The organism is Mesorhizobium sp. 113-1-2 (assembly GCF_016756475.1).
GTDB classification, from domain to species: domain Bacteria; phylum Pseudomonadota; class Alphaproteobacteria; order Rhizobiales; family Rhizobiaceae; genus Mesorhizobium; species Mesorhizobium loti_C.
This window is the reverse complement of sequence record NZ_AP023242.1, coordinates 6,370,220-6,397,069: the sequence shown is the minus strand read 5'-3', so window position 1 is coordinate 6,397,069 and position 26,850 is coordinate 6,370,220. Positions and strand designations below refer to the sequence as shown.

Here is a 26,850-nt window from a genome sequence, read left to right as displayed (position 1 = left end):
GCTCACACCATCGCTCGCAAGAGGTCCACTTGCTTAGGCTTCTTGCCCGGGCTGGCGTCGAAACGCGCGGTGATCTCGCCGTCGCGCATCACCAGCACCTGGTGCGACAGGCCGATCGTCTCCTCCAGCGTGTCGGAAATCAAAAGGATCGCCACGCCTTGCGCGGAGAGATCGCGCACCAGCTCGTAGACCTCCTCCTTGGCGCCGACATCGAGGCCGCGCGTCGGGTGGTCGAGCACCAGGATGCGCGAGCCCGCCGTCATCCAGCGCGCCAGCACCACCTTCTGCTGGTTGCCGCCGCTGAGCTTGCGGCAGGCGGCATCGGGACCCGGCGCCTTGATGCGCAGCCGCTTGATCCAGTCGGCGGCGAGCCGGCGCTCCTTGCCATAGTCGATGGCGCCATGGCGCATGACGCTAGAGAGATCGGCGAGCGAAATGTTTTCCGCGATCGACAGGAACATCACCAGGCCTTCGAGCCGACGCTCGCGCGGCACATAGCCGATACCCTTGCGCACCGCCGGTTCCGGCGAGCCGAAATGCACGGGATCGCCAGCGATCTTCATCTCGCCGGCATCGTGCTGCAGGAAGCCGCCGATGGTGCGCGTCACCTCCTCACGGCCGGAGCCGACGACGCCGGCAATGCCGACGATCTCGCCGGCCCTGATTTTCAGATCGACGCCGTGATAGGCGCCGTTCGCACCAAGCCCCTTGGCCTCGACCATGACGGTCTCGCGCGGCTGCTGCTGGCGGGCCTCGCGATAATATTCGGCCTGCAGGCCGCGCCCGACCATGATCTCGTGCAACTCCGGCGCGGTAACCTCGGCCGCGCGGTGTTCGGCGACGACCGCGCCGTCCTTCATCGTGTAGACGCGGTCCGATATTGCCAGCACCTCATCAAGACGGTGTGAGACGAAGACGAAGCTGGCGCGGGATTTGAGCGAGCGCACACGCGCGAACAGCACTTCGATGTCGGCGGCGTTGAGCACTGAGGTCGGCTCGTCGAGCAGGATGAGCAACTGCCGTTCGACCACTTCCTCAAGCGTCAGCGCCTTGGCAAGCTCGACCATCTGGCGCGCCGCGAAGGTGAGTTCGGAGGTGCGCGCCGTGACATCGATGTCGATGCCGATCTTGGCCAACTGACGGCGTGCGGCGGCGTTCATGGCGCGCCAGTTGACGATGCCGAAGCGGGTGAAACGGTCTTCCTCACCGAGATAGATGTTTTCGGCGACCGTCAGGTTGAGCACCAGCGACTGTTCCTGGAACACCATGCCGATGCCATGCCGGGCCGCGTCGCGCGGACTGCGCATGCGCAGCTGTTCGCCGTCCAGCGTCAGGCTGCCGCCATCGGGCCGATAGCTGCCAGCCAGCACGCGCATCAGCGTCGACTTGCCAGCGCCGTTCTCGCCGATCAGCCCGACCACCTCGTTGGGTCGCACCTCGATCGAGACGTCGCGCAAGGCCTGGACGCCGGGAAAGTTCTTGATGATGTGGGACGCGTTCAGCATGGCGCTCACTTGACGATCCGCAGACGCACGCGGTCGAGCGACAGCGCCACCGCGGCGATGATCATCAGGCCCTGTACCGTCTGCTGGATGTAGGGCGAGATGCCGAGCAGGATCATGCCGTTGGCCAGCACGGTGACGATCAGCACGCCTACAGCCGTGTTGACCACACCGCCTTCGCCGCCGGTCAGCGCCGTGCCGCCGACGACCACGGCGGTGACGGCCGCAAACAGCCTGCCGTCGCCGATGACCGCGTGCGACTGGCCGAGCTGCGCGGCGGCAAGCACGCCTGATATGCCGAAGAAGAAACCGGCCAGCGCAAAGGCGGTGATGCGCACGCGGGTCACGTTCACTCCGGAGAGCTTGGCGACATCCTCGTCGCCGCCGATCGCCAATATGTGGCGCCCGAGCTTGGTGTGATACTGGATGATTGCGGCGAGCAGGAACGCTGCAAATGCGACCCAGACCGCCACCGGCAAGCCAAGGAAACGGTGCAAGGCCAGGTCGCGGATCGAGGCGTCGTTGAGGCGGATCGCCGAGCCGCCGAGCATATAGACTGACAGGCCAAGGCCGATGAACCACATGCCGAGCGTCGCCATGAAGGAGGGGATGCGCAGCATGGTCTGGACGAGACCGCTGACGAACCCCATCGCGGTGCCGGCGACGATCGCGGCGAGCACCGCCCACCAGCCATAATTATTGCCGTTGCTGTCATTGGCGGCAAGCAGCACCACCACCATCGCCGACACCGACAGCGTTCCCTCGACGGAAAGGTCGATGCTGCCCATCAGGATGATGAAGGTCAGCCCCATCGCCAGTGTCAGCGGCACGGCGGCCGAGTTGGCGAGCCGCACCAGATTGCGCAGTTCGATGAAATTGGGATTGGCGATGGCGATGAGTACGCAGAGCACGATCAGCACCGCCAGCGGCGCCAGGCTGCGCCAGCGCCTGCCGCCGAACACGGCGGCGATGCGGCCGGGGAGAAATGTCATAAGCGTCGTCCGCTCGATGTCCGAAACGGACTTCAGGGGTTCTGTATGGATTGTCAAGAAACCGCTTCCCGTCTGCTGAAAAGGGGAGCGGGCCGCCAGGGAGCAGCGGCCCGCCCGGCGGTCAGGCCCGGATCGCTCCAGTCACCCGGCCCCACAGATCGTTCCAGTCGATCTCCGGCTTGGCATCGACATTGGTCTTGTAATACTCCTCGACATTGTCGTGCGAGATCAGCACCGCCTTGCCGTAGAATTCGCGGTGTTCCGGCGGCTCCTTGGTCGGGTCGAACTTGCCGATCTTGGCGTTGTAGCCGATGGCCAGACCCATGCCGCCCTGCCAGAACGGATCGGAAGTGACCGTGCAGGCGAACTCGCCCGTGCGCACGGCATCGACCGCCGTCTTGATGCCGTCGACGCCGACGATCGGCACCTTGCCGGCGAGGTTCTCGGCGCGCAGCGCTTCCAAGGCGCCGGAGCCCATGTCGTCATTGGCGGCCCAGATGCCCTTGATGTCGTCGCCGAAGCGGGTGAGCAGATTGCCCATGAGGTCGAAGGCCTCGGTCGATTTCCAGTTGGCGACCTGGAAGTCGAGCAGCTTGATGTCGGGATTGGCGGCCAGCGCCGCGTCGAGGCCCTTCTTGCGTTCGATCGCCGCCGTGGTCGAGATCAGGCCGCCGAGCGCGACGATGCCGCCCTTGCCGCCGATGGTCTTGAACAGGATCTCGGCGATGGTCTTGCCGCTGGCGATGCCGTCGAACTCGATATGCGAGACATAGTTCGGGTTGAAGTCCTTCGGATGCAGGTCGGAAGGCTTGTTCCACTGCGTCACCACATAGGCGCCGGCCTTGGCGCAGGCTTCCACGATCGGGCGCGCGTCAGGCGTGTCGTTGGGATCGGAATTGAGCACCATGTTGCCGCCGGTCTTGGCCAGCATCGCCTTGATGTCGGCGATGCCCTTCTCGCTGTTGCCTTCCGAAACCAGCGTGACGTGTTCCAGGCCGGCCCATTTGGCGTAGGCCTCGGCGCCGGTCTTCCACACCGCGTGGTAGGGGTTGGACAACGAGCGGATCGAGGTTACCAGCGTCGGTTTGTCGGCGGCGCGCAACACGTTCGGCATGGCGAGCGCCGCAACGCCGGCGGTGGCGCCCATCATCAGCGTCCGGCGGTTGATCGTGCCGGTAAGCGTAAAATCTGTCCTGTCCTTCATTTATCGAACCTCCCGATTGAATTCTGTTTCCGCCCGGTGGCTTGCGCTGACAGCGCGGCCGGGACCTCTGATCGACGGGTTGCCAAGCTCCTCCACTTGTACGACAACCCTTCAACACGATAACCATACCCTTTCTCTTGACGCGGCACAAGCGACTTGAGATCGTTGCGTGGAGGAGAGCAGGGCACTGATTTTCGCGCTGCCAAGGGAGTGAGAATGTCGGATTACATCATTGTCGGCGGCGGTTCGGCCGGCTGCATTCTGGCCGCCAGGCTGAGCGAGGATCCGGATGTGTCGGTCACCTTGCTCGAGGCCGGCCCGCCCGACACCGACCGCTACATCCATCTGCCGGTCGGCTTCTTCAAGATGACGGCAGGGCCGCTGATCTGGGGCTATGACACGGCCCCCGGCAAGGCGATCGACGGCCGCATCATGGTCTATCCGCAGGCGCGGGTGCTCGGCGGCGGTTCCTCGATCAACGCCCAGGTGTTCACGCGTGGTTGCCCGCAGGATTACGACGGCTGGGCGGCTGACAATGGCTGTGCGGGATGGAGCTACGCCGAGGTGCTGCCCTACTTCATCCGCTCCGAGGGCAACGACACCTTCGCCGGCCCGCAGCACGGTATCGATGGCCCGCTCGGCGTGTCCAGCGGCGCGCCGCATCCGCTGACCCGTATCTTCGTCAAGGCGGCGCAGCAGGCGGGTCTTCCGTTCCGGGCCGACTTCAATGCCGGACAGCAGGAGGGCACAGGATTCTACCAGACGACGACGCGTCAGGGGAAACGCTCAAGCACGGCGGTTGCCTATCTCAAGCCGGCGCTTGGCCGCAGGAATTTGATGCTGCGCACCGACGCCACGGTGAGCCGCGTCGTCGTCGAGAACGGCCGTGCCATCGGCGTCGAGGTCATCGCCAAGGACCGCAGCGAGTTGTTGCGCGCCGCGCGCGAGGTGATCGTCACCGCTGGCGCCATCGGCTCGCCCAAACTGCTGATGCTGTCGGGCATTGGCCCGGCCGCGCATCTCGGCGCGCATGGCATCAAGGTGGTCCATGATCTGCCTGCCGTCGGCCAGAACCTGCACGATCACATGGATGTCGACGTCGTCGCCGAACTCAACGGACCGCATGGCATCGACCGCTACAAGAAGAAGCGCTGGCAGGCGGTCGCCGGCCTGGAATACGCATTGTTCGGCAAGGGGCCGGTGGCCTCCAACATCGTCGAAGCCGGCGGCTTCTGGTGGGGCGACCGCGCGGAGAAGACCCCAGACATCCAGTTCCATTTCCTGCCCGGCGCCGGCGTCGAGGAAGGCATCGGCTCGGTGCCCGGCGGCAATGGCTGCACGCTGAATTCCTATCATGTCCGCCCTCGCTCACGCGGCAGCGTCACGCTGCGCTCGGCGGATCTGCGCGACAAGCCGATTATCGATCCCAACCCCTTCGCCGAGCGCTACGATCTCGAGCGCGCCATCGACGGTATCGAGATCAGCCGCGAGATCCTGTCGCAGCCGGCTTTTTCGAAATACATCAGCCGCGAGCATCTTCCCGGCGCGGCCATGCAGGGCCGCGCCGCGCTCGAAGCCTTCGCCCGCGAACATGGACGCAGCGCCTATCACCCGGTCGGCTCGTGCCGGATGGGCGGCGATGCCGACAGCGTCGTCGATCCCGAGCTTCGTGTGCGCGGACTGCAGGGCCTGCGCGTCTGCGACTCGTCGGTCATGCCGAGCATCGTGTCGTCCAACACCAATGCCGCGGTGGTCATGATCGCCGAGAAGGCAGCGGATCTGATTGCCGGGCGAGGCCCGCTGCCGCCGGTGACGGCCTAGTCGTCGTCAAACATCTCGCGCGGCGGAAAGTCTGGGCGGCTGTAGTCCACCACAATAAACTTGCCGCCCTGGTAGCGCTCGACCACCGGATTGTCCGTCACCTTGCCGCGCACGCGCTCGGCCTGGCTGTCGGAACTGTCGAGCGGCGTCCAGCCGATCTTGTCCCTGGCATCGTGCCGCCAGAAACCGCGGCTGTTGTTGGACTGACCCCAGATGACGGAGCAATCGACACGCTCCGCCGCTGCGCAGCGCTCGATCAGCCGCACGAAATCGTCATGCGATATCCAGGTCGACAGGATCCGTTCGTCCGGAACTTCCGGCAGCACCGAGCCGATGCGGATCAGCACGCTTTCCACCGCATGTTTGTCGAAGTAGAGCCGTGCCAGCATTTCGCCATAGGCCTTCGACAGGCCGTAATAGCCATCGGGCCGCAGCAGGCAGTCCTGATCGAGAATCTCTGTTCGCTCGTAAAGGCCGACCGCATGCACGGACGAGGGAAACACCACGCGCGCCTTCTCCCGGCGCGCCGCCTCGTAGATGTGGAAGGCGCCGCGGAAATTGGGGCCAAGCACCGTCTCGAAGGATTGCTCGGTGGAGATGCCGCCGAAATGCAGGATCAGCCCGCAGCCCTCGGCCAGATCGTTCACCGCCTGCTGGTCCTCGAGATCGGCGATGGTGAAGCTTGCGTTTGGCGGCAGCGGGATCGGCAATGGCGCGACATCGGTTAGCCGCAAAGTCCAGCCAAGTGCCGCCAGCCTGGCTGACAGCAGGCGCCCGATCGTGCCGGAGGCTCCGGTCAACAGCACCGGTTTGTCGGTCCGCATCACATCCTGTCCTTTCGCCGATACCGCCGATATGTTCGCGCTGATATGGCAAGGCGAATGAAGACTGGTCGCCGCGAACAGGCCGCCAATGTCATCATATCACCGTATAAATAATGGGTTGCCAAGGACAGCGGTTCGTTTATTGCTTGGTGGCGATGAAACGTTCCTTTGGCCTTCCCCCGCAGATCAGCCGCACGGCGCAGGTTGCCGACTGGTTTGCGCGCGAAATACGCGCCGGCTATATGACCAGCGGCGAGAAACTGCCGACCGAGCAGGAACTGATCGCGCAATTCGGGGTCAGCCGCACGGTGATCCGCGAAGCCATGGCTTCGCTTCGGTCGGAGGGCCTTGTCGTCAGCCGCCAGGGCTCCGGCGTGTTCGTCGCCGACCATGAGGCCAACACCACGTTTCGTATCGTCTCCGATGAGCTGCACTCGCTGGCGGAAGTCCAGAACGTGCTGCAGCTTCGGCTTGCCGTGGAACAGGAAGCCGCCGGCATTGCCGCCGAGAAGCGCAGTGACGACGACCTTGCCCGCATGCGCGATTGCCTCGATGCCATCGACGCCTCGATCGCGGCGGGCGAGAGCGCCATCGAGCCGGACTTTGCCTTCCACCGGGCGATCGCCTCGGCCACCGGCAATCCCTATTTCGAACGCTTCATGCATTTTCTCGGACCTGTCCTCATTCCGCGCCAGCTGATGCGCCCGCGCGACGAGACGCCGGAGCAGCGGCGGCACTATCTGGAACAGGTCCAGATGGAGCACCGCCGCATCTATCAGGCCATCGAGCGGCAGAATGTCGAAGCCGCCCGCTTCACCTTGCGCGAGCATCTGGAGGCGGGGCGGGAACGCTATCGCCGCATGGTCGACGGCTCGGCCAGGTCGTAGCGCGCCGTCAACTCCGGTCTTCGATCCGCAAATCATCCCGTCCTACGCCAGCTCCGCGACCGGCATCTTGCAAGACTGCATGAGATCGGCGAGCTGCCGCTCTTCGTCATCAGTCAGGTCGAGAAGCGGTGACCTCACCGGCCCGCAGCCAATGCCGGCAATGCGCGCGCCGGCTTTGACGATCGACACGGCATAGCCAGCGCGCCGGTTGCGGATGGCCAGATAGGGCAGGAAGAACGAGCGGATGAGGTCGTCGACTTCCGTCTTGTGGCCAGCCCGCAACGCATTGAAGAAGCGCAGCGCGATCTCGGGTGCGAAATTGTAGATCGCCGACGAATAGGTCGTCATGCCGATGGCGGCTGCCGCACTGGCATGGACCTCGGCCGTCGGCATGCCGCCGATGAAGACCAGCCGGTCGCCCATGCGATAGCGCGTGGCAGTAAGCAACTCGATGTCGCCGACACCGTCCTTGAAGCCGATCAAATTCGGGCAATCCTGCGCCACACGCTCGAGCGTCTCGGGCGTCAGAATGGCATTGTCCCTGTTATAGGCGATCACGCCGATGCCGACCGCGCGGCAGATGGCGGTGAGGTGCCGGCGCAAGCCCTCCTGCTCGGACTTGACCAGATAGGGCGGCAGCACCAGCAGCCCGTCGGCGCCATTGGCCTCCGCCGCCTTGGCGAACTCCACCGCCATATGCGTGCCGTAGCCGACGCCGGCGAGCAGCGGCAGGTGATCAGGCACTTCGTCAGACGCCGCCCGCACGACGCGCTTATATTCCTCGAGCGTCAGCGAGAAGAATTCGCCGGTGCCGCCGGCGGCAAAAAGCCCGCTCGCTCCAGCAGCGCCTTGGCTGGCGACATGGGCGCGATAGCCGTCTTCATTGAAGGCGCCGTCCTCATCGAAAAAGGTCAGCGGAAAGGACAGCAGCCCGCGGCCAAGGGATTGGGTCAGTTCGGTGGGTGAAAACGTCAAGACGAATACTCCGTGCGAGGGGCCGGCCGATGGTGGTCGGGCCGGCGGGATTGGTTCAGCCGTGGTTTGCCGGCAGGTTCATACGAGGCCCGGCCGCACTTCCGCCGCGGCGGCGTCGATCGCCCTGGTGCCGAGGCCCGACTTGACGATGCGGATCAGTTCCTCCTCGCTGGTGTCGGCCGTCGACGCGTCGAGCGCGACCTCGCCCGAATGCAGGAAGTTGATGCGGTCGCAGACCTCGAAAATCTGGTTGTAGTTGTGGACGATCAGGATCACCGAGACCTGGCGCTGCTGGCGCAGATTCTGGATCAGGCCCAGCACATGCGCGCTCTCGCGCACGCCAAGCGCCGCCAGCGGTTCATCAAGCACCAGGATCTTCGGCGACGAGTAGATCGAGCGGGCCACTGCGATGCACTGGCGCTGACCGCCCGACAGAAGATCGACCGTGCTGTTGACCGAGGGGATCGTGATGCCAAGCGTATCGAGATAGAGCTGCGCCTGTTCGCGCATCTTCCTGTTGTCGAGCAGGTTCAGGCCGAGGAAGCGCTTGTGGTATTCGCGGCCGAGAAACATGTTGTGGAAGACGCTGAGGTCGCCGACAAGCGCCAGGTCCTGATAGACGGTTTCGATGCCCTGGGCGCGCGCATCGCGCGGCGAGGCGAAACGCACTTCCTTGCCTTGCGAGACGATCGTGCCGGTGTCGGGCTGGTGAAAGCCCGACAGGATCTTGATCAACGTCGACTTGCCGGCGCCATTGTCGCCGACCAGCGCCAGCACTTCGCCCTGGCGCAATTTGATCGAGACGTCGACCAGCGCGGTGACGGCGCCGAAGCTCTTGGAGATGTTGGTCATCTCCAGAACGGTTGGAGCATCGGCGGCGAGCGGTGGAATAGCTTGCGTGTTCATACGCGCCTCCGTGTGCGCAGGCGGTCGACCTGGATTGAGAGGATCATCGCCGCGATGATGGCCGCGCCGAGATAGATGTCGGATACGGTGGCCTGGGCGCCGATCATCACCAGGCCGTTGTTGAGCGAGGCGACGACAAAGGCGCCAATCAGCGCGCCGATGACGGTGCCGGAACCACCGAGCAGCGAGGTGCCGCCGATGACCGCCGCGGCGATCGCCTGCAAGGTGAGGAACGGGCTGCCGGCCTGCGGGTCGGCCGAGGTGAACTGCGCTGTGTTGATGATGCCGGCGAAGGCGGCGAAGCCGCCGGCGATCATGAAATTGTAGATCTTCATGCGGTCGGTGCGCACGCCGATCTCGCGGGCGCCGATGATGTTGGAGCCGGTGGCGATGGTGTGCAGGCCGAATGTGGTGCGGGAAAGCACCAGCGCCAACACCAGCACCAGCACCACCGCCCACAGGAAGGGCGTGAAGGCGGTAATGCCGTGCCAGGAGAGCAGCGCATCCGACGGCTGGTAGAGGCTCTGGCCGAAGATGGCGTTGAAGGGTTGCTCGACCGGCGCCACGATCGGCTGGCTGTTGTAGATCGAGACGACGATGCCTTGCAGGAAGAACAGCATGCCGACGGTGGTGATCAGCGACGGCACCTTGAAGCGCATGGTGATGATGCCGTTGATGGCACCGACCAATATGCCGATCAGCACGCCGATCAGCGCACCGACGGCCAGCGGCACGCCGTAGGTGACCGACAGCAGCGCCATGACATAGGGGGCGATCGAGAAGATGGCGCTGAGCGACAGGTCGATCTCGCCGGTGATCATCAGCATGACTTCCGCCGCGGCGATAAGGCCGAGCCGGCCGGTGTCGCGCAGCACGACGCTCATGAATTGCGGCGACAGGAAGCCGCCATCGCTGCCGAGCTGGAAATAGATGACCAGCACGATGGCGACGACGGCGATGCTGGCCTCGCGATAGCGCGACAGCAGGATCAGCAGCCTTTCCGTCATCGTGTGCGGAACCTTGACGCCGGTCTTCTTCGCAGGCTTGGTTTCTGTGGGCGGCACTCTTGTCTTCCTGATTGCGAACTTTGGGCGAAGAACCGGATCGGCGACGGGCGAAAGCCGCCAGGCCGGCAGCCGTCATCACCCCCGCCACATCACGCAAAATGACGCGGCGAGGGCAGGCGTTTCATGGTGGTGACCGCGTCAGGTCGGCTCGATGTCGCTGCGGCCTTCGAAGCGCGACTTGCCGACATAGGCGTCGACATTGTCCTTGGTCACATAGGCCTGGCTGGTGTCGCTGTTGGCCGGACCGACGAGGCCGCCGGACAGTTTGTAGAGATACATCTGCTGCACCGGCAGGAAGCCCTGCAGATAGGCCTGCTGGTCGGTGGTGAAGTTGACGTCGCCGGCCTTGATGAAGTCCAGCGTCTGCGGGAACAGGTCGAAGCCGGCCACCGCGCCGCCTCCCTTCACCAGCCCGTATTTGTTGGACACGAAACCGCAGGCATAGGTGTCGGAACCGCCGGTGCCGAACAGGCCGTTGACGTTTTTGTGGCTGAGATAATAGCTCTCGACGCGCGAGATTTCCGTTGCCGGATCCGGCCCCGTGTTGACGACATCATAGGTGACGCCGCTGTTGGAGTCCTTGATCGCCTGGATGTAGCCGTCGAGGCGCGGCTGCGTGTTGAGCGAGCCGGGCACGCCGATCGACAGCATGACATGGCCACCCTTGGGGATCAGCTTCAGCCACTTCAGCGCCGAATTGTAGCCGGACTGATAGAGCGGCTGGCCGACATAGGACAGCCGCTTGTTGGGGCTGCCGACCGGCACGTCGGCGTTGAAGGCGACAACCGGAATTCCGGCTTGCGCGGCCATGTCGGTGGCGGCGTCGAAGGCCGTCGGATCGACCAGGCACACCGCGATGCCATCCGACTTCTGCGCGATCGCCGTCTGCATGGCGCTGACCATTTCGGAGACGACGTTCTTCTGCGACCCCGTCCACTGATAGCTGCAACCGAAAGCGGCGCAGGCATCCTGGATGCCGTAGACAGTCGGGGTGAAGAACTGGTCGAGCGTCACATGGCAGACGAAGTGGAACTTGTAGGGCTTCTTCGGCAGCCCGGGCGATGAATCGGCTGCCCGAGCCGCGCTGACGCCGCCGGCCAGGCCGGCACCCGCCAGTCCGCTGGCGAGGCCAGCAGCACCCAGGCCGAACTTCCCAGCCAGCGCGAAAGCGCTGCGCCTGGAGATGGCGGCATTCACCATCTCGATGTGATTTTTCGTTTCGTCGTCCATGCGTTCCTCCCTCTTCGTTTTGTAGGCGTCGCTACATTTGTCGTCTGGTTACATTGTTATATGACAACTTTTGTGTCAATGGTCTTTCGCCGCCGAATTCAGGACGGACGCTCTCGGTCCGAATGGCGCGAAGACGGCCCTTTGGCCGGCACGAATGGACGATCAGGGATTACAGGAAGAGAAAATGGCTGAAATCGAATTCAGGGCTGTCGCGAAGAATGGCCTGAAGGTGACGACGATCGGACTCGGCGGCACCGGCCTGGGCAACATGTATCGCGCAGTCGACACCGACGCCGCGGTGAAGACCGTGCAGGCGGCCTATGACAATGGCATCCGCTATTTCGACACCGCGCCGGTCTATGGCTTTGGCGTCAGCGAGACGCGGCTTGGCCTGGCGATCAAGTCGCTGCCGCGTGCGGACATCGTCATCTCGTCGAAGATCGGCTACGACCTCGTGCCGATCCCGCCGGAAGAGCTGATGCCGGCCTTGTGGGACCAGCCCGGCTCCTTCCGCGCCGAGTTCGACTATTCGCGCGATGCGGTGATGCGCTCGCTCGAAGGTACGCTGAAACGCCTCGACACTGACCATGTCGACATGGTCTCGATCCATGATCCCGACGAGGCGATCCATTTCGGCCCGGGTGAGGATCCCTATGCGCGCAGCCGGTTTAAGGAGGCCATGGATGGCGCCTATCCGGCGCTCGACGAACTGCGTTCGCAAGGCGTCATCAAGGCGGTCGGTGTCGGCATCAACCAGTGGCAGATGCTGTCCGATTTCGTCGTCGCCGGCGCCTTCGACTATTTCCTGCTCGCCGGCCGCTACACACTGCTGGAACAGGAGCCGCTGGCGACCTTGCTGCCGCTTTGCGAACAGCGCGGCACCAGGATCATCACCGGCGGTCCCTACAATTCCGGCATACTGGCAACGGGCGCGGTCAAGGGCGCGACCTTCAACACCAGGCCGGCGCCCGAGCCGGTGCTCGAACGCGTGCGCCGCATCGAGGCGATCTGTGCCAGCCACAAGGTTTCGCTGCCGGCGGCCGCTCTCCAGTTCCCGCTCGGCCATCCCCTGGTGTCGAGCGTCATCCCGGGCGCCCGTTCAGTCGAGGAGCTGAAGCAGAATCTGGCCTATCTGCGAGAGGATATTCCGCCGGCGCTGTGGGCTGATCTCAAGCAGGCCGGTCTCATCGAAACCGACGCGCCCGTTCCCACCGTGTGACGGCGCATCGCCCTGCCGTCACGTGGGCTTGTCGTCCGGATGGCCAAGCTCGCAGAACCAGCCGCCGAGATATTTTACCGACGGCCGTTTCGGATCGGGAATGGGGGTCTTGGCCTCCACGGCGGCGCGGAACGGTTCGGCGCTGTCCTGCGGAATGAATCCCAGATGGTTGGCGCCGCTGTTGTCGACCATCTTTAGCTTATTGTCGGAAATACCGAAGGAGATCGTGTGGCCGACGCGCGGCGCCGTCAGCGATGCCTCGACCAGCCGCACGCAGTCGGCGAAGGAGAGGTATGACCACAGCATGCGGCGGTCCGCCGGTTCGGGGAAGGACGAGAAGATGCGCAGGCACGCCGTCTCGATGCCGAACTTGTCCCAGTAGAGCCGGCTGAGGCTCTCGACGAAATTCTTCGAGACACCATAGAGGCTGTCGGGGCGCACCGGTGCGTCGACGCCGATATGCGCCTCGACCTCGTGATAGCCGATGGCGTGCACCGAGGAAGCGTAGATGACACGCTTCACGCCGTGTTTCCGGGCGCCTTCGTAGATGTGGTAGGAGCCGCGGATACTGGAATCGAGGATGGTCTGCCATTCGCATTCGAGCGGCGCACCGCCGAAGTGAACGATCGCGTCGCAATCCTTGGTGGCCGCGATCGTCGCTTCCATGTCGGCGAGATCGAACACCGCTTCTTCCTCGTGCGGCGCAAGATCGCCGAACGGCTCGCGCCCCGCCAGCCGGATCGTCTTTGCCAGCGGCACCAGGCCCTTGCGCAGCTCCGAGCCGAGACGGCCGGCGGCGCCGGTGATCAGGATACGGTCGTAATGCGGCATCATCTACTCCACTTGTGCGACGGCGGCGTTGATCCGCACGATCGCCTCGGTCAGCACCTCTTCGCTGGTCGCGGTTGAGATGCGAAAATAGGGTGAAAGTCCATAGGCGGCACCCGGCACCGATGCCACGCGGCCTTCGTTCAAGAGATAGTTTGCGACCGCCGCATCGTCGTCCAGCACGACGCCCCCGGGCGTCCTGCGGCCGATCAGGCTGGCGCAGCCGATATAGGCGTAGAAGGCGCCGTCCGGCGGCGACAGCGTCAGTCCGTTGATCTTTCGGATGCCATCGACGACCAGATCGCGGCGTGCCTCGAACGCTTGCCGGAAACGCGCCACCTCGTCCTGCGGGCCGTTGAGCGCGGCCACCGTCGCCGCCTGCGCGATCGAGCAGACGGAGGTGCAGGACTGGCTCTGGATCGTCGACATCGCCTTCACCAGCGGCGCCGGCCCGGCCGCATAGCCGACACGCCAGCCGGTCATCGCATAGGATTTCGAGACGCCGTTGACGACCAGCGTTCTATCCCTGAGTTCCGGGCAGGCCTTGCCGAAGGAGACGAATTCGCGGCCGTCGAAGAGGATGTGCTCGTAAATCTCGTCGGAGAGGATGAGGACTTGCGGATGCCTTGCCAGAACCGCGCCGAGCGCCTTGAGATCGGCTTGCGAATAGACCGCGCCGGACGGGTTGCCCGGCATGTTGAGGAAAAGCCATTTCGTCCTTGGCGTGATGGCCTTCTCCAGCACATCAGGCGTCAGCCGGAAGCCTGATGTCTCCGGGCATTCGACGGTGACGGGCGTGCCGCCGAGCAGCTTCACCATTTCGGGATAGGAGACGAAATAGGGCGCCGGCAGGATGGCCTCGTCGCCAGCTTCCAGCGTCGCCATCAGCGCATTGAAGATGATCTGCTTGGCGCCGTTGGCCACGACGATGTTGTCGGCCGTGTAATCCAGCCCGTTTTCGCGGCGGAACTTGCCGGCAATGGCTTCGCGCACCTCGGCGGTGCCGGCCGCACCGGTGTAGAGCGTCTGTCCTGCCTTCGCCGCGAAATGGGCGGCATCGATGATGTGGCTGGGCGTCGGGAAATCCGGTTCGCCAAGGCCGAGATCGATCACGTCGACACCCTTGGCGCGCAGCGCCTTGGCGGCCTGCGAGGCCGCCATGGAGGCCGAAGGCTTCACCGCCGACAGGCGCGAGGCAATGTAGCTCATTTGCCGTCCTCCGAAATGTATTCCTTGGAGCGGTCGTTCGCCCGCGCCTCGGTGCTGCGTTTGGCCGGATCGCCATAGCCGCCGCCGCCCGGCAATTCGAGGATCAGCCGCCGGCCGGCCGGAACATGCTGCCAGCCCTTGGGCCGCATCTGCGTGCCGTCGTCCAGTCTGACCACGCCGGCAACGCCGGGATCACCGCCATTGCGGCCATGGGCCGGGTGGTTGACGCGGTCGAACATGGCCGAGAAATCGAATTCGTGGCCTTCCAATGCGGCGATCTCGATCACCTGTCCGAGGCCGCCACGGAATTCGCCGTCGCCGCCCGAGTCCGGCCGCAGCTCCTTGCGCCAGATGACGATCGGCCCGGTGTGCTCCGTCGCCTCGATCGGCATGGTGTGGACGCCGGAGGGGAAAGCCGTCGCCGACAGGCCGTCAAGGCCGGGACGCGCGCCCATGCCGCCGGAATTGAACATCAGCACTTCGGCGCGACGGCCCTGGCCGCCCGTGACCGGCCGCACCGAGATGTGGATGTTCCACAGCGCCCCGGCGCCTTCGGCCAGGATCTTGCCCGGCAAGGCCTGGGAGAGCGCGCCCAGCACGAGATCGGGGACCATGTGGCCGAATATGTGCCTGAGCGCCACCGGCGCCGGCCGCACCGCGTTCAGGATGTTGATAGGCGACGTCACCGTGAAGAAGGCGAGCGAGGCGGCGTTGTTGGGAATGTCGGGCGCCACCACGCATTTCAGCGCGTAGCAGGCATAGGCCTTGCTGTAGATGATCGGGCAGTTGATGCCCCACCGGCTCATCGGGTCGGTGCCGGTGAAATCGACCTCGACATGGTCGTCGCGGACCGAGACCTTTGCCGCCAGTTTGACCGGCGCGTCATAGCCGTCGGTGACGAGTTCGTTCGACCAGCTGCCTTTGGGCAGCGCCTTGATGCGCTCGAGCATGGCGTCGCGTGTGCGCGAGAAGATGAAATCGCCAAGCCCGTCGAGCGAGGAGAGCCCAATCTCCTTCATCATGTCAACGAGGCGGCGATGGCCGACCTCGTTGCAGGCTGCGAGCGAATAGAAATCGCCGACGACCTGGTTCGGCTCGCGGACATTGGCGCGCAGGATGCGGACGAGGTCGAGATTGACCTTGCCCTTCTCGGCGAACTTCATGATCGGGATCTGGATGCCTTCCTCGTAGACCGACTTGGCGTCGGCGCCGAAACCGCGTCCGCCGACGTCGACGACATGCGCCGTGCAGGCGAAGAACGCCACCAGCTCGCCGTTCAGGAAGGACGGCGACACCATGGTGATGTCGTGCAGATGGCCGGTGCCCAGCCAGGGATCGTTGGTGACATAGGTGTCGCCTTCGAACATCTCCTCGCGTGGGATCGCGTTCATGAAATGCAGCACGGCCTCGGCCATGGTGTTGACATGGCCGGGCGTGCCGGTCACCGCTTGCGCCAGCATCTGGCCGCGTGGGTCGAACACGCCCGCCGACAGGTCGCCGGATTCGCGCACCGAGGTCGAGAAGGCGGTGCGCAGCAAGGTCAGCGCCTGCTCCTCGACCACCGAGATCAACCGGTTCCACATCACCTGCATGCGGATGTCGCCGATGTCGCTCATGACTGGCTGCCTTTGCGGATCAGAAGGATGGCGCCGTCGCTCTGGATGACGGCGTCGAAACTGGTGGTGACGACGGTGGACGTCTCGCGTTCGACGATGACCACCGGCCCGGCGACGCGATCGCCGGCGCAGAGCGTATCGCGTTCGACGATGCCGTAGGTCTGCGGCTCGCCGCTCGCTGGATCGAAGACGGCACGGGTCGTGGCCGGCTGGCTGGTTCGAGTGCCTGCCGTGAGTTCATGCCTGGCCACATCAGGTCGGATATCCGTCGCCTTGACCGACCAGGTGACGATCTCGATTTCCAGCCCGTCGAGCCCTTCGATGGCGCGGCCGAAGAAGCGCTGGTAGTTCGCCTCGAACAGGTCCTTCAGCCGTGTCACGGCATCGTCGCCGAATGGCTCATCCGGCACCGGCACCGGGATTTCCCAGCCCTGGCCGGCATAGCGCATGAAGGCGGTGATTTCGCATGTGATGCTGCCGCTGGCGCCGCTGCGCACGAAGCTTTCGGCCGATGCCTTGAGCTCGCCGAGCAGCGCATTGACCCCGGCCGGCTTGAAACGCGACAGCCGGGTCAGCTTCGACGCCAGCGCCTCGTAGCCAAACGGTGCCTTGAGGAAGCCGATCGCCGACCCGACGCCCGCGCCCTTGGGCACGATGCAGCGTTCGATGCCGAGTTTTTCACAGAGCCTTGCCGCGTGCAGGGGAGCAGCACCGCCAAAGGCGATCATCAGATTGTCGGAAATGTTCTTGCCGTTCTCGACCGCGTGGACGCGGGCGGCATTGGCCATGTTTTCGTCCACCACCTCGCAGATGCCGAAGGCCGTCGACATGGCGTCGAGCGACAGGCGCTCGCCGACATCGCGCAGGATCGCCTGTTCGGACGCGGCCGTATCGAGCCGTATCGCGCCGCCGGCAAAATTGTCGGGGTCGAGCTTACCCAGCACCAGATCGGCGTCGGTGATTGCCGGGCGCTTGCCACCCCGGCCGTAGCAGGCTGGCCCCGGCTCCGAGCCGGCACTTTCAGGGCCGGTCTGGATCCGGCCCATGGCGTCGACCCAGGCGATCGAGCCGCCGCCGGCACCGATCTCGATCATTTCGATGACCGGTATAGAGATCGGCATGCCCGAGCCCTTGCAGAAGCGGTAGGTGCGCGCCACTTCGAAGGTTCTGGCCGTGCGCGGCGCAAAATCCTCGATCAGGCAGATCTTCGCGGTGGTGCCGCCCATGTCGTAGGAGACGACCTTTTCCAGGCCGAAGCGCCTGGCGATATCCGCGGCGAAGATGGCGCCGCCGGCCGGCCCGGATTCGACCAGGCGCACTGGGAATTCCGAGGCGGTTTCCACCGAGATCAGGCCGCCGCCGGAATGGATCATGAAGACCGGGCATTCGGCGCCCATCTCCTTCAGCCGTGTCTGGAAGCGGGCGAGATAGTCGGCCATCTGCGGCCGCACATAGGCGTTGGCGCAGACCGTGTTGAAGCGCTCGAACTCGCGCATCTGCGGCGACACTTCGGCGCTGATCGAAATCGGGATGCTGAGCTTGCGGGACAGGATGTCGCGCGCACGGCGCTCATGCGCCGGATTGGTGTAGGCGTGGATGAAGCCGATCGCCACGGAACCGAAGCCGCCGGCGGCGATCCGTCCGGCAATCTCCTCCAGGGCGGCTTCGTCGAGCGGCTGCAGTTCCTGTCCCTCGGCGCCGATGCGGCCCTTGACCGTGAAGCGATGCTCGCGCGGGATGAGCGGCGTCGGCAGCTGCAGGTTCAGATCATATTGCTCGAAGCGGTTTTCCGTCCGCATCTCGATCACGTCGCGAAAGCCTTCGGTGGTGATCAGCGCGGTCTTGGCGCCGCGCCGCTCGATCAAGGCGTTGGTGGCGAGCGTCGTGCCGTGGATGATGATGCCGATCTCGGCAGGCGAAATGCCGGCATCGCGCGTGACGACGGCAATGCCGTCGAGGATCGCCTGCTCGGGCGCCGCGTAATTGGTCAGCACCTTGGTCGAGAACAGCGTCCCCCTGAGGTCAAGGGCGATGTCGGTGAACGTGCCGCCTATGTCAGCGCCAAGACGGATGTCGTCGATTCCTGAGGTCATGCCTTGGCCTTCTGCGAAGCGAGCGCGGCTTCGCGCATCTGGGAGAGGGTCTGCCGGGGCGTCAGCGCTTCGGGCGAGATGGCGATGTCGAGGACGGCGCCCGTCGTCGAGCTGAGCGCCCGCCCGAAGGCGGCTGCGAAACCCCCGGTGGATTCGATCCGTTCGGCGTGGAAGCCATAGGCTTTCGCCAGCGCCACGAAATCCGGGTTTTCGAGCGATGTTCCCGAAACGCGGGCCGGATAGTGGCGCTCCTGATGCGCACGGATGGTGCCGTAGATGCCGTTGTTGATGATCAACACGATCGGCTGCGCGCCGGCCTGCATGGCGGTGCCGAGTTCCTGGCAGTTCATCTGGAAATCGCCGTCGCCGGCAAAGCAGACCACGGTGCGCTGCGGGAATGCAACTTTTGCGGCGACTGCCGCCGGCAAGCCGTAGCCCATCGCGCCGGACTGTGGCGCAAGCAGCCGTGCCTGCGGCCCGAACTTGAAGAATTTGTTCGGCCACACCGTGAAATTGCCGGCGCCGTTGGTCAGGATGACGTCGGCGGGCAAGGTCTCGCGCAGCCAGGCGCTGACCGCCACCATATCCACCGGGCCGGGCTGGACCGGTGCCGCGAATGTCCCTTCATAGGCCTTGCGCGCCGCCGCGCGCCATTCCGCCCATCCACCTTTGATCGGCGTCAACGCTCTGGCGAAGGCGTTCGGGCCGGCATGGATACCAATCGTGGGCACATAGATCTTGCCGATTTCGCGGTCGGAGCCATGGACATGGATCAGTTTCTGGCGCGGCTGCGGCACCGACAGCAGCGTATAGCCGTCCGTGGTCATCTCGCCGAAGCGGACATTGATGGCCAGGATCACATCGGCGTCGCTGATCAGCTTCCTCACATGTGCCACCATGCCGACGCCCGCCTCGCCGACGAACACTGGCGAATGGTTGTCGAACTGGTCCTGATAGCGGAAGGCCGCCACGACCGGGATGTCGGACGCCTCGGCGAAGGCCTGCAGCGCCGCGCGTCCTTCCTCTGTCCAGTTGGCGCCGCCCATGAGCAGGACCGGCTTTTCCGCGGCCGCCAGCAACTTGAGCGCCGCAGCCATCGCATCCTGTGCCGGAGCGGCTTCGAAGATTGCGGCTGGCCCGCTGAGCGGGGCAGCCTCGGTCAGGGTGGTCAGCATGTCTTCCGGCAGGGCGACCACCACGGGGCCGGGCCGTCCGGTCAGGGCGGTGGTCCAGGCCCGCGCGACGATCTCCGGCAGGCGGGAGACGTCGTCGATCTCGACCGCCCATTTGGCGACGGTGCCGTAGACAGCCCGGTAGTCGATCTCCTGAAAAGCCTCGCGGCCTTTCATGTCGGTGCCGACCTGGCCGACGAACAGGATCATCGGCGAACTGTCCTGCATGGCCGTGTGGACGCCGATGCTGGCATTGGTGACGCCCGGGCCGCGCGTTACGAAGCAGATGCCGGGCGATCCGGTCAGCTTGCCGTAGGCTGAAGCCATGAACGCCGCGCCGCCTTCGTTGCGGCAAAGCACATAATCCAGCCTTCCCTGCGTGTCGTGCAGCGCGTCGAGAACGGCCAGATAGCTCTCGCCGGGCACACCGAAGCTCTTGGTGACACCGAGCGCGATCAGGCATTCGACAAGAAGGCGGCCGCCATTGCGGATCATGTTTTCGACATCCTCGGTGTGGCGGCAAGGGGACCGAGCCTGCCTTCGGATTTATACGTGCACGCTGGCGGGTCGGGGCGAAATCAAGAAATGCCGTCCATTCGAAAGTTTTTCTTTACTGTGATGATCGCAGCAGCACGCCGGGGTTCATCACGCCCAGCGGATCGAACGCGCCCTTCAACCGCGCCATAAGGTCCCGCTCCACCGCGCCACGATTGCGCTCGGCCAGGGCGATCTTGGCACGGCCAAGCCCATGCTCGGCCGCGAAACCGCCACCCATCTCCGTGGCAAGCGCCGACAGCGCCTCGGCGAACGCGCCGGCCTTGCCGCCGAAATCGCCACGCCCTTCCGGCGGCGACAGATTGTAGTGGATGTTGCCGTCGCCGAGATGGCCGAACGGGTTGATCCGCACGCCGGGCAAAATACCTTCGCAGACTTTCGCGCCGGCCTCGATGAAGCGGGCGATCGCGCCCGGCGGCACCGATATGTCGTGCTTGAGCTGTTCGCCTTCCAGACGCTGCCCCTCCGGCTGCTCCTCGCGCAGCCGCCAGAACTGCGCCCGATGCGCGCCCGATGTCGCCAGCGCGCCATCCAGGACCAGCCCTTGCTCCATGCCCCATTCCAACGCCGAATTCAGGATCTCGTCCAGGGGAACGCGGGGTGAGCCGGAAGCCAGTTCAACCAGCAGATAGACATCGCCGCGTGTCTCCAGCTGATAGGCGAGATCGGGCAAGTGCTTGAGTGCCAGTGTCAGGCCGACATCGCTGAAGAATTCGACGCCAGTGAGGAATTCGCCGGCCTCGCCGCGCAGGAAGGCGCCGAACGAAACGGCGGCGGCAAAGTCGGGCATGACCAGAAGCGCGCTCGCCTGCTGCCTTGGCGTCGGATAGAGCCTCAGAACCGCGCGCGTCACGATGCCGAGCGTGCCTTCCGCGCCGCAAAACAGTTTTCGCAATTGATAGCCGGCATTGTCTTTCTGCACCGCGCGCATCCCGTCCCAAATCGCGCCGTCCGGTGTCACCACTTCGAGGCCGAGCACCAGATCCTGCATCATGCCGTAGCGAAATGCCTGGCTGCCGCCGGCATTGGTGCCGATCAGGCCGCCGATCCTGGCGCTGCCTTCGGCGCCGAGATGCATGGGAAACATCAGGCCATGCGGCTCCAGCACCTCGTGCAGCGCGGCGAGCACGACGCCCGCTTCGACGACGATCGAGCCACTATCGAGGTCCGGTTCGCCGATCGCCGCCATGCGCGACAGCGAGACGATCACCGCGTTCGGCTGCTCCGCGACGGCGCCGCCGCAAAGCCCGGTGTTGCCGCCTTGCGGCACCACCGCCAACCCGGCCTCCCGGCACTCCTTGACGACCGCGGCCACTTCAACGGTTGTCGCGGGCCGCGCAACGCCCAGCGGCGCGACGCCATAGCGGTTGAGCCAATCGCGCTGGTAGGGCTCGGCATCGGCGCCCGAAAGCCAGCCTTTCGGCCCGAGGATCGCGCGCAAGGCGGCTGTGGGGTCAGTCATGGAAATCCCTGGGGGTGTGCATCGTGCTGAACGTTGCATCTTCAAAAATGCCGTTCAATGGCCCAGCACCTGCGACAGGAATTGTCGGGTGCGCTCGTTGCGGGACGCGGTGAAGAATTCTTCGGGCGGTGCCTCCTCGACGATCTCGCCGCCATCCATGAAGACCACCCGGTCGGCGACCCGGCGGGCAAAGCCCATCTCATGCGTGACGCAGATCATCGTCATGCCTTCGGAGGCGAGCGTCACCATGACGTCGAGCACTTCCGAAATCATTTCCGGATCGAGCGCCGAGGTCGGCTCGTCGAACAGCATGATCTGCGGCTGCATGCAAAGGGCGCGGGCGATCGCCACCCGCTGCTGCTGGCCGCCGGAGAGCTGGCCGGGAAACTTCATCGCTTGCTCGGGAATGCGGACCTTCTCCAGATAGCGCCGGGCCGTTGCCTCGGCCTCAGCGCGCGGTTGTTTGCGCACGATCATCGGCGACAGCATGCAGTTCTCCAGCACCGTCATGTGCGGGAACAGGTTGAAATGCTGGAACACCATGCCGACCTCCCGCCTGATCTCGTCGATGTTGCCGACATCGTCATTGAGCTCTGTGCCGAGCACGGTGATACGGCCGCCATTGTGCTGTTCGAGGCGGTTGATGCAGCGGATCATGGTCGACTTGCCCGAGCCGGAGGGACCGCAGACGACGATCTTTTCGCCGCGCTCCACCGACAGGTTGACGTTCCGCAACGCGTGGAACGTCCCATAATATTTGTCGAGCTTTTCGATGCGGACCGCGGGTCCGGTCGGTTGGGTCGACTTGGCCGAAATCATGTCCGCGCCTCCCTAGCGTTCGCTGACCGACATGCGGCGCTCGAGGAAGGCGCCGTAGCGGGACAGGCTGAAAACGAAGACGAAGTAGATGAAGGCGATGAAGGTATAGACCTCGACATAGGCGAAGCGCCATTCGCCGGTTCCGTAGGCGGCATTGCCGGAGGCCAGGATCTCGAAGAAGCCGACGATGACCACCAGCGAGGTCTCCTTGAACGAGATGACGAACTGGTTGATCGTCGCCGGCAGCGCGTTGCGCATCGCTTGCGGCAGCAAGATGCGGCCGATGCGCTGCCAATAGCGCATGCCAAGCGCCATGGCGGCTTCTTCCTGTCCTTTGGCAACGCCCTGCATGCCCCCGCGCACGATCTCCGCCTGGTAGGCGGAGAAGAACAGGGCCGAGCCCAGGATCACCCGGTACAGCTTGTCGCCCTGCAGCCATTGCGGCAGCGCGAAGGGCAGCACGATGGCGAATGTGAACAGGATAGAGATCAGCGGCAGCGAACGCACCCCGTCGATGATCAGGCCGGTGGTGCGCGAAATCCAGGGCAGCTCCGAGCGGCGCAGCAAGGCCAGGCAGATCGCCAGCGGGAAGCCGATCAGGCAGGTGGTGACGAAGATGAACAGGGTCAAAGCCAGCCCGCCCCAGGCTTCCTCGCCGACGAAGGGCAGGCCAAGCACGCCGCCTTTCATCAGCACGTAGAAGACGGTGGTTCCGACCCCCCAGACCAAAGCGATGCGGCGGCCCGTCCAGAAGGCGGGGATACAGCTCAGCACCGTCATCACCACCACGGCCACGCAGGCCAGCGCCGATCGCCATTGCTCCTCGAAGGGGTAGAGGCCGAAAAGGATGATGCGCCACCTGGCCGCGATCACCGACCAGCAGGCACCGGCCGCGGCCTGGCAGGCTTCGGGGCCGCCGCTGGTGGTGAACACGGCGGAGAGGACAGCCCAGTTGAGCAGCTTCCAGGCGATGAAAGCCATGATCGCCAGGGAGATCAGCGACATCAGGGCCTGAAGCGGCGTCGCGAAAAAGCGTCGCTTCAGATCCTCGAGCTTTCCGGGGGCGGGCGGAGCGCCAATCTCCATGGCTCAGCCCCTCAACTGATTGCCCTTGAGGGCAATGGCCTTGTTGAGGCGGTTGAACAGGGCGGCCAGGCTGAGATTGATGGCGAGGAAGCCCGCCATCAGGATGCCGATCACTTCGAGGGTCTGGCCGGAATGATTGATCGTCAGCGCCACGATCATGAAGAAATCCGTGAAGCCGACGGCAATGCCCATCGTGGTCGCCTTCATCAGCCAGACATACTGGTTGGCAAGGATCGGCAGCATGGCGCGCAGCGCCAACGGTAGCCGCACCAGCGTGAACACCCGCCAGGGGCTCAGGCCCAGCGAGAGTGCGGCTTCCATCTGGCCCTTGCCGACAGATTTGAAGCCGCCGCGCACGATCTCGGCGATGTAGGAACCACCATAGATCGCGATGCCGATGGCTAGCGCGGAAAACTCCGGCGGAATGCGCAGGCCACCCCTGAGGTTCAGGCCTTGCAGTGCCGGAAAGTCGATGAACGGCGCGTGGGGCAGGCGGCCGATCGCCAGGATGACCGCGGCGCAGGCAAGCGCTGCCGCCGCTGTGGCGAATTGGATGCCACGCCGCTGGCCGATTGCCTGGCTGAGCCGCGATGTGCTGCCCAGCCAGAGCGGCAGCGCGATTGCCGCGACCAAAGCCAACAGGGCCATCGCCATTGCCACGCTGCCGACATTCGGGAACGGGACGTAGAGCCCCCGGCTGGTGAGCAGAAAGCCCCAGGCTTCGTGCGCGGCGCGCGGCGGCGGCAAATGCGTGATCAGCGCGTACCAGAAGAAGACCTGGAGGATCAGCGGGATGTTGCGGAAGATGTCGACATAGGTGCGGCCGAGCAGCTGCGCCAATTCGTTGGTGGAGGTCCGTGCCAGGCCGACGATGGTGCCGACGATCGTCGCCAGGATCAGGCCGACGGTCCCCAGGAACAGCGTGTTGGTGATGCCGATGAGGAAGAACCACCAATAGGGGTCATTGGCCGTGGCCGGCAGCAGCGTGAAGTTCACGTCCCAGCCTGTCGACTTGAACAGGAAGTCGAAGCCGGAGGTGATCCCTTGCTCGGCTAAATTCCGCCGCGCGATCACGACACCGGTAAGCACCAGCGCCCCGATCGAACCGACATAGAGAACCTGCAACAGCGCGTTGCGGACCTTCTGATTTCTCAGCAGGCTGCTCATCGATCAATCTTTCTCGAAATTGCCGTTGGCTCCGCCCGGCAGAAGCCGGGCGGAGCCTGGAACAGGATGCGTTCAGACCAGATCAGTCGATGACCAGCGGGAACAGGACGCCGCCATTGTTCCACAGATTGGTCAGCTCGCGGTCCATCTTGTAGGGCGAATCCTTGCCGAGATCGCGCTCGAAGATTTCGCCGTAGTTGCCGACATTCTTGATCACCTTGTAGGCCCAGTCGTCGGAGAGCCCGAGACCCTTGCCCATGCCCGGCGTCACGCCGAGGAATTTGGCCACCTGCGGTGAGGTCGGCTTGGCCTTGATCTCGTCGACGTTCTTGGAGGTGATGCCTTCCTGTTCGGCGAAGATCAGCGTGCTCAGCGTCCAGTTGGCGATGTCGACCCAGTTGTCGTCGCCTTGCCGCATGATCATAACTTCGGGCTCGACCGCCAGCACGTCGGGCAGGATGACATGGTCTTCGACCTTGCCCTTGGCGATGCGCGCAATGGCCAGCGTCGGACCCCACTGCGCATAGAGATCGCAGCGTCCCGAGAAATAGGCCTGCTCGAGCTCCTCGGTCTTTTCGATGAGCACCGGCTCGAGCTTGATGCCGAGCTTGGCCGAATAGGCCGCGACCTGCTGCTCCTGCGAGGTGCCGGCGGGAATGCAGATCGTGCCGCCCGCGGCATCCTTGAGCGACTTCAGATTGAGTTCCTTGTGCGCCATCACCTTGGTCGTGCCGAGGTAGTAGGACATGGAGAACTGCAGCCCGAGTTCGGTGTCGCGGCTGAGTGTGCCGCCCGACGCCTTGATGATGATGTCGACATCGCCCGACTGCAGAGCCGGCCAGCGCTGCGCCCAGCTGATCGGAACGACCTTCAGCTTGGTCGGATCGCCGAACACCGCCGTGGCGACTGCCTTGCAGAGGTCGATGTCCATGCCCTTCCAATTGCCCTTGTCGTCCACCTCGGCAAAGCCGAGATAGGAGCCGTCATGGCCGGTGCAGTTCAGTACGCCGCGTGCCTTGACCGTATCGAGTGTCTTGCCGCCGGCGGCTTGCGCCGGCGCCGAAAAATGCACGAGGCCAAGGGCCAGGGCCGCAGCCCCCCATTTCATCGTCTTCATGATGTCGTCTCCGCTGTTGAGGTTGTTCCGTTTCTTGTTGTTGGAGCCCCGAAAGAAACCTTCCGGCGCCCGGTCTCGAAGCCGCTTCCTAGTCGGAAAGCGGGGTCGGTTTCGGCAGGGGGATCGTGAGGTCGCTTCGCCAATCCTGTTGGGCCAGCCATCGATGCAGGGCAGCCACCGCCTTCACCCGCAGATGTCCGCGCGGGACGATGAGGTAGAAACCCGGGACTTCCTCCGGCCGCATATCGGCGATCGCGTCGCGGCCGATCGGTGCGACCAGCGTGCCCGCCCGGAAATCTTCCTCGGCGTCTATGACGGAGACCAGGCCCACCCCTATGCCTTGCAAGGTTGCCCGGCGCATCGTCGCTGCGTCATCGAAGCTGATGCTGCGGTCGCCTTTCGTCAGTTCCACGCCAAGGTGGCGCAATATGTCCGGCCACAGGCGCTTCGATTTGACGGTGTCGAGCAGCGTGAACTTCGTCAGATCATGCGCCGACTTGATCTTCTCGCCGATCGCTGGCGTGCAGCAGATGATCTTCGGGTCCGGCACCAGCAGCGTGGTCTCATAGTCCGGCCAGTTGCCGTAGCCCCACTGCACCGTCATATCGATGTCGTCGCGCCCGAAATCGGGCAGGTCGACCATTGTCGTCAGGCGCAGATCCGCGCCCGGCAGGATTTCCCGGAACAGCGAGAGCCTGGGCAGCAGATAATGCGTGGCGAAATATGGGCTCGCATTGAGGTTGATGCGGTCGCGGTAGGTCGATTTGGTGACGCGGCGCACGCCTTCCGAGAACTCGTCGAAGCCGGCCTTGACGTAGTGCGAAAGAAGGATCGCGGACTCGGTCAATTCGATCGACCGGCCCTTGCGCTCGAACAGCGTCACCTGAAGCGTGTCTTCCAGAAGCTTGATCTGCTGGCCGACCGCTTGCGGTGTGACCAGCAATTCATCCGCGGCCTGCCGAAAGCTCTTGTGCTGCGCCACGGCGTGGAAGACGCGAAGCGCGTTCAGCGAGGGTAGGCGCAGCTTGCCGGTCATCGAATATTCCGCTCCTTCCGCTCGAGGCTCCGTTGATCATGCACTGCCGTATTTCGGGAAAGC

22 protein-coding genes are annotated in these 26,850 nt (G+C 64.5%); 3 read left to right on the top strand and 19 right to left on the bottom strand.

Annotation, left to right across the window (positions count from 1 at the left end):
* Positions 1–2: 2 nt before the first annotated feature.
* The 3 genes from JN279_RS31105 to JN279_RS31095 form a co-directional block, all read right to left on the bottom strand.
* Positions 3–1,505 carry a sugar ABC transporter ATP-binding protein gene (locus JN279_RS31105; protein ID WP_202353833.1) on the bottom strand — a complete coding sequence of 501 codons (1,503 nt, stop codon included), beginning with the start codon at positions 1,503–1,505 and terminating at the stop codon, positions 3–5.
* Between the two features lie 5 nt (positions 1,506–1,510).
* Positions 1,511–2,494, bottom strand: a complete 984-nt coding sequence (locus JN279_RS31100) for an ABC transporter permease (protein WP_202351090.1) — start codon at positions 2,492–2,494, stop codon at positions 1,511–1,513.
* Between the two features lie 121 nt (positions 2,495–2,615).
* Positions 2,616–3,698 carry a sugar ABC transporter substrate-binding protein gene (locus JN279_RS31095; protein ID WP_202351089.1) on the bottom strand — a complete coding sequence of 361 codons (1,083 nt, stop codon included), beginning with the start codon at positions 3,696–3,698 and terminating at the stop codon, positions 2,616–2,618.
* A 216-nt stretch (positions 3,699–3,914) separates the two neighbouring features.
* Here JN279_RS31095 and JN279_RS31090 point away from each other — a divergent pair, with 216 nt between their 5' ends.
* On the top strand, positions 3,915–5,519 hold the full coding sequence (locus JN279_RS31090) for a GMC family oxidoreductase (protein WP_202351088.1): 1,605 nt from the start codon (positions 3,915–3,917) through the stop codon (positions 5,517–5,519).
* Here the strand turns inward: JN279_RS31090 and JN279_RS31085 are convergent.
* Positions 5,516–6,343: an NAD-dependent epimerase/dehydratase family protein gene (locus JN279_RS31085; RefSeq protein WP_244734200.1), complete on the bottom strand. Its 828-nt coding sequence runs from the start codon at positions 6,341–6,343 to the stop codon at positions 5,516–5,518. The two genes, JN279_RS31090 and JN279_RS31085, sit on opposite strands and share 4 nt — an antisense overlap.
* A gap of 155 nt (positions 6,344–6,498) precedes the next feature.
* Between JN279_RS31085 and JN279_RS31080 the strand changes: the two genes are divergently transcribed.
* Positions 6,499–7,230, top strand: coding sequence for a FadR/GntR family transcriptional regulator (locus JN279_RS31080; RefSeq protein WP_202351087.1), 732 nt, complete (start codon positions 6,499–6,501; stop codon positions 7,228–7,230).
* A gap of 42 nt (positions 7,231–7,272) precedes the next feature.
* On the opposite strand, the gene kdgD is transcribed toward JN279_RS31080, so the two are convergent.
* The 4 genes from kdgD to JN279_RS31060 all read right to left on the bottom strand — a co-directional run bounded on the left by kdgD (position 7,273) and on the right by JN279_RS31060 (position 11,408).
* On the bottom strand, positions 7,273–8,205 hold the full coding sequence (gene kdgD, locus JN279_RS31075) for a 5-dehydro-4-deoxyglucarate dehydratase (protein WP_096455268.1): 933 nt from the start codon (positions 8,203–8,205) through the stop codon (positions 7,273–7,275).
* A gap of 78 nt (positions 8,206–8,283) precedes the next feature.
* Entirely contained in the window at positions 8,284–9,111 is an 828-nt protein-coding gene (locus tag JN279_RS31070; RefSeq protein WP_202351086.1) for an ATP-binding cassette domain-containing protein, read from the bottom strand.
* Positions 9,108–10,175, bottom strand: a complete 1,068-nt coding sequence (locus JN279_RS31065; protein WP_202351085.1) for an ABC transporter permease — start codon at positions 10,173–10,175, stop codon at positions 9,108–9,110. The genes JN279_RS31070 and JN279_RS31065 overlap by 4 nt, the downstream gene beginning before the upstream one ends.
* 141 nt (positions 10,176–10,316) lie before the next feature.
* The gene (locus JN279_RS31060; RefSeq protein WP_202351084.1) at positions 10,317–11,408 is read right to left on the bottom strand and encodes a sugar ABC transporter substrate-binding protein; all 1,092 of its coding nucleotides are present in this window, start codon (positions 11,406–11,408) and stop codon (positions 10,317–10,319) included.
* Positions 11,409–11,592: 184 nt separating this feature from the next.
* On the opposite strand from JN279_RS31060, the gene JN279_RS31055 reads away from it, so the two are divergent.
* Positions 11,593–12,627: an aldo/keto reductase gene (locus JN279_RS31055; RefSeq protein WP_202351083.1), complete on the top strand. Its 1,035-nt coding sequence runs from the start codon at positions 11,593–11,595 to the stop codon at positions 12,625–12,627.
* Between the two features lie 18 nt (positions 12,628–12,645).
* Here the strand turns inward: JN279_RS31055 and JN279_RS31050 are convergent, their stop codons facing one another.
* From JN279_RS31050 to JN279_RS31000, 11 genes are all read right to left on the bottom strand, one after another.
* Entirely contained in the window at positions 12,646–13,458 is an 813-nt protein-coding gene (locus JN279_RS31050; RefSeq protein ID WP_202351082.1) for an NAD-dependent epimerase/dehydratase family protein, read from the bottom strand.
* Positions 13,459–13,461: 3 nt separating this feature from the next.
* The gene (locus tag JN279_RS31045; protein WP_202351081.1) at positions 13,462–14,664 is read right to left on the bottom strand and encodes a pyridoxal phosphate-dependent aminotransferase; all 1,203 of its coding nucleotides are present in this window, start codon (positions 14,662–14,664) and stop codon (positions 13,462–13,464) included.
* Positions 14,661–16,280, bottom strand: a complete 1,620-nt coding sequence (locus JN279_RS31040) for a hydantoinase B/oxoprolinase family protein (RefSeq protein ID WP_202351080.1) — start codon at positions 16,278–16,280, stop codon at positions 14,661–14,663. Before JN279_RS31040 ends, JN279_RS31045 begins: the two co-directional genes overlap by 4 nt.
* Complete coding sequence (locus JN279_RS31035) at positions 16,277–18,373, bottom strand: hydantoinase/oxoprolinase family protein (protein WP_202351079.1); 2,097 nt, start codon at positions 18,371–18,373, stop codon at positions 16,277–16,279. The genes JN279_RS31040 and JN279_RS31035 overlap by 4 nt, the downstream gene beginning before the upstream one ends.
* Positions 18,370–20,040, bottom strand: a complete 1,671-nt coding sequence (locus JN279_RS31030) for a thiamine pyrophosphate-dependent enzyme (protein ID WP_202351078.1) — start codon at positions 20,038–20,040, stop codon at positions 18,370–18,372. Before JN279_RS31030 ends, JN279_RS31035 begins: the two co-directional genes overlap by 4 nt.
* Before the next feature lie 115 nt (positions 20,041–20,155).
* Positions 20,156–21,562 (bottom strand): FAD-binding oxidoreductase, encoded by a 1,407-nt coding sequence (locus tag JN279_RS31025; protein ID WP_096455286.1) that lies wholly within the window; start codon positions 21,560–21,562, stop codon positions 20,156–20,158.
* Positions 21,563–21,616: 54 nt separating this feature from the next.
* Positions 21,617–22,381 (bottom strand): amino acid ABC transporter ATP-binding protein, encoded by a 765-nt coding sequence (locus JN279_RS31020; RefSeq protein ID WP_096455288.1) that lies wholly within the window; start codon positions 22,379–22,381, stop codon positions 21,617–21,619.
* 12 nt (positions 22,382–22,393) lie between these two features.
* Positions 22,394–23,467 (bottom strand): amino acid ABC transporter permease, encoded by a 1,074-nt coding sequence (locus JN279_RS31015; protein WP_202351077.1) that lies wholly within the window; start codon positions 23,465–23,467, stop codon positions 22,394–22,396.
* A gap of 3 nt (positions 23,468–23,470) precedes the next feature.
* Positions 23,471–24,634 (bottom strand): ABC transporter permease subunit, encoded by a 1,164-nt coding sequence (locus JN279_RS31010; protein ID WP_096455292.1) that lies wholly within the window; start codon positions 24,632–24,634, stop codon positions 23,471–23,473.
* A gap of 82 nt (positions 24,635–24,716) precedes the next feature.
* The gene (locus tag JN279_RS31005; RefSeq protein WP_096455294.1) at positions 24,717–25,751 is read right to left on the bottom strand and encodes an amino acid ABC transporter substrate-binding protein; all 1,035 of its coding nucleotides are present in this window, start codon (positions 25,749–25,751) and stop codon (positions 24,717–24,719) included.
* An 88-nt stretch (positions 25,752–25,839) separates the two neighbouring features.
* A complete protein-coding gene (locus tag JN279_RS31000; protein WP_202351076.1) occupies positions 25,840–26,787 on the bottom strand; it encodes a LysR substrate-binding domain-containing protein in 948 nt (315 codons plus the stop codon).
* Between the last annotated feature and the right edge of the window lie 63 nt (positions 26,788–26,850).

Excerpts from the sequence above, each read along its gene's own strand:
- JN279_RS31015 (WP_202351077.1), bottom strand. The coding sequence starts at position 23,467 with ATGGAGATTGGCGCTCCGCCCGCCCCCGGAAAGCTCGAGGATCTGAAG.
- JN279_RS31035 (WP_202351079.1), bottom strand. The coding sequence starts at position 18,373 with ATGACCTCAGGAATCGACGACATCCGTCTTGGCGCTGACATAGGCGGC.
- JN279_RS31045 (WP_202351081.1), bottom strand. The coding sequence starts at position 14,664 with ATGAGCTACATTGCCTCGCGCCTGTCGGCGGTGAAGCCTTCGGCCTCC.
- JN279_RS31055 (WP_202351083.1), top strand. The coding sequence starts at position 11,593 with ATGGCTGAAATCGAATTCAGGGCTGTCGCGAAGAATGGCCTGAAGGTG.
- JN279_RS31070 (WP_202351086.1), bottom strand. The coding sequence starts at position 9,111 with ATGAACACGCAAGCTATTCCACCGCTCGCCGCCGATGCTCCAACCGTT.
- JN279_RS31105 (WP_202353833.1), bottom strand. The coding sequence starts at position 1,505 with ATGCTGAACGCGTCCCACATCATCAAGAACTTTCCCGGCGTCCAGGCC.
- JN279_RS31000 (WP_202351076.1), bottom strand. The coding sequence starts at position 26,787 with ATGACCGGCAAGCTGCGCCTACCCTCGCTGAACGCGCTTCGCGTCTTC.
- JN279_RS31090 (WP_202351088.1), top strand. The coding sequence starts at position 3,915 with ATGTCGGATTACATCATTGTCGGCGGCGGTTCGGCCGGCTGCATTCTG.
- JN279_RS31030 (WP_202351078.1), bottom strand. The coding sequence starts at position 20,040 with ATGATCCGCAATGGCGGCCGCCTTCTTGTCGAATGCCTGATCGCGCTC.
- JN279_RS31085 (WP_244734200.1), bottom strand. The coding sequence starts at position 6,343 with ATGCGGACCGACAAACCGGTGCTGTTGACCGGAGCCTCCGGCACGATC.
- JN279_RS31060 (WP_202351084.1), bottom strand. The coding sequence starts at position 11,408 with ATGGACGACGAAACGAAAAATCACATCGAGATGGTGAATGCCGCCATC.
- JN279_RS31040 (WP_202351080.1), bottom strand. The coding sequence starts at position 16,280 with ATGAGCGACATCGGCGACATCCGCATGCAGGTGATGTGGAACCGGTTG.
- JN279_RS31100 (WP_202351090.1), bottom strand. The coding sequence starts at position 2,494 with ATGACATTTCTCCCCGGCCGCATCGCCGCCGTGTTCGGCGGCAGGCGC.
- JN279_RS31010 (WP_096455292.1), bottom strand. The coding sequence starts at position 24,634 with ATGAGCAGCCTGCTGAGAAATCAGAAGGTCCGCAACGCGCTGTTGCAG.
- JN279_RS31020 (WP_096455288.1), bottom strand. The coding sequence starts at position 22,381 with ATGATTTCGGCCAAGTCGACCCAACCGACCGGACCCGCGGTCCGCATC.
- JN279_RS31005 (WP_096455294.1), bottom strand. The coding sequence starts at position 25,751 with ATGAAGACGATGAAATGGGGGGCTGCGGCCCTGGCCCTTGGCCTCGTG.
- JN279_RS31050 (WP_202351082.1), bottom strand. The coding sequence starts at position 13,458 with ATGCCGCATTACGACCGTATCCTGATCACCGGCGCCGCCGGCCGTCTC.
- JN279_RS31095 (WP_202351089.1), bottom strand. The coding sequence starts at position 3,698 with ATGAAGGACAGGACAGATTTTACGCTTACCGGCACGATCAACCGCCGG.
- JN279_RS31080 (WP_202351087.1), top strand. The coding sequence starts at position 6,499 with ATGAAACGTTCCTTTGGCCTTCCCCCGCAGATCAGCCGCACGGCGCAG.
- JN279_RS31025 (WP_096455286.1), bottom strand. The coding sequence starts at position 21,562 with ATGACTGACCCCACAGCCGCCTTGCGCGCGATCCTCGGGCCGAAAGGC.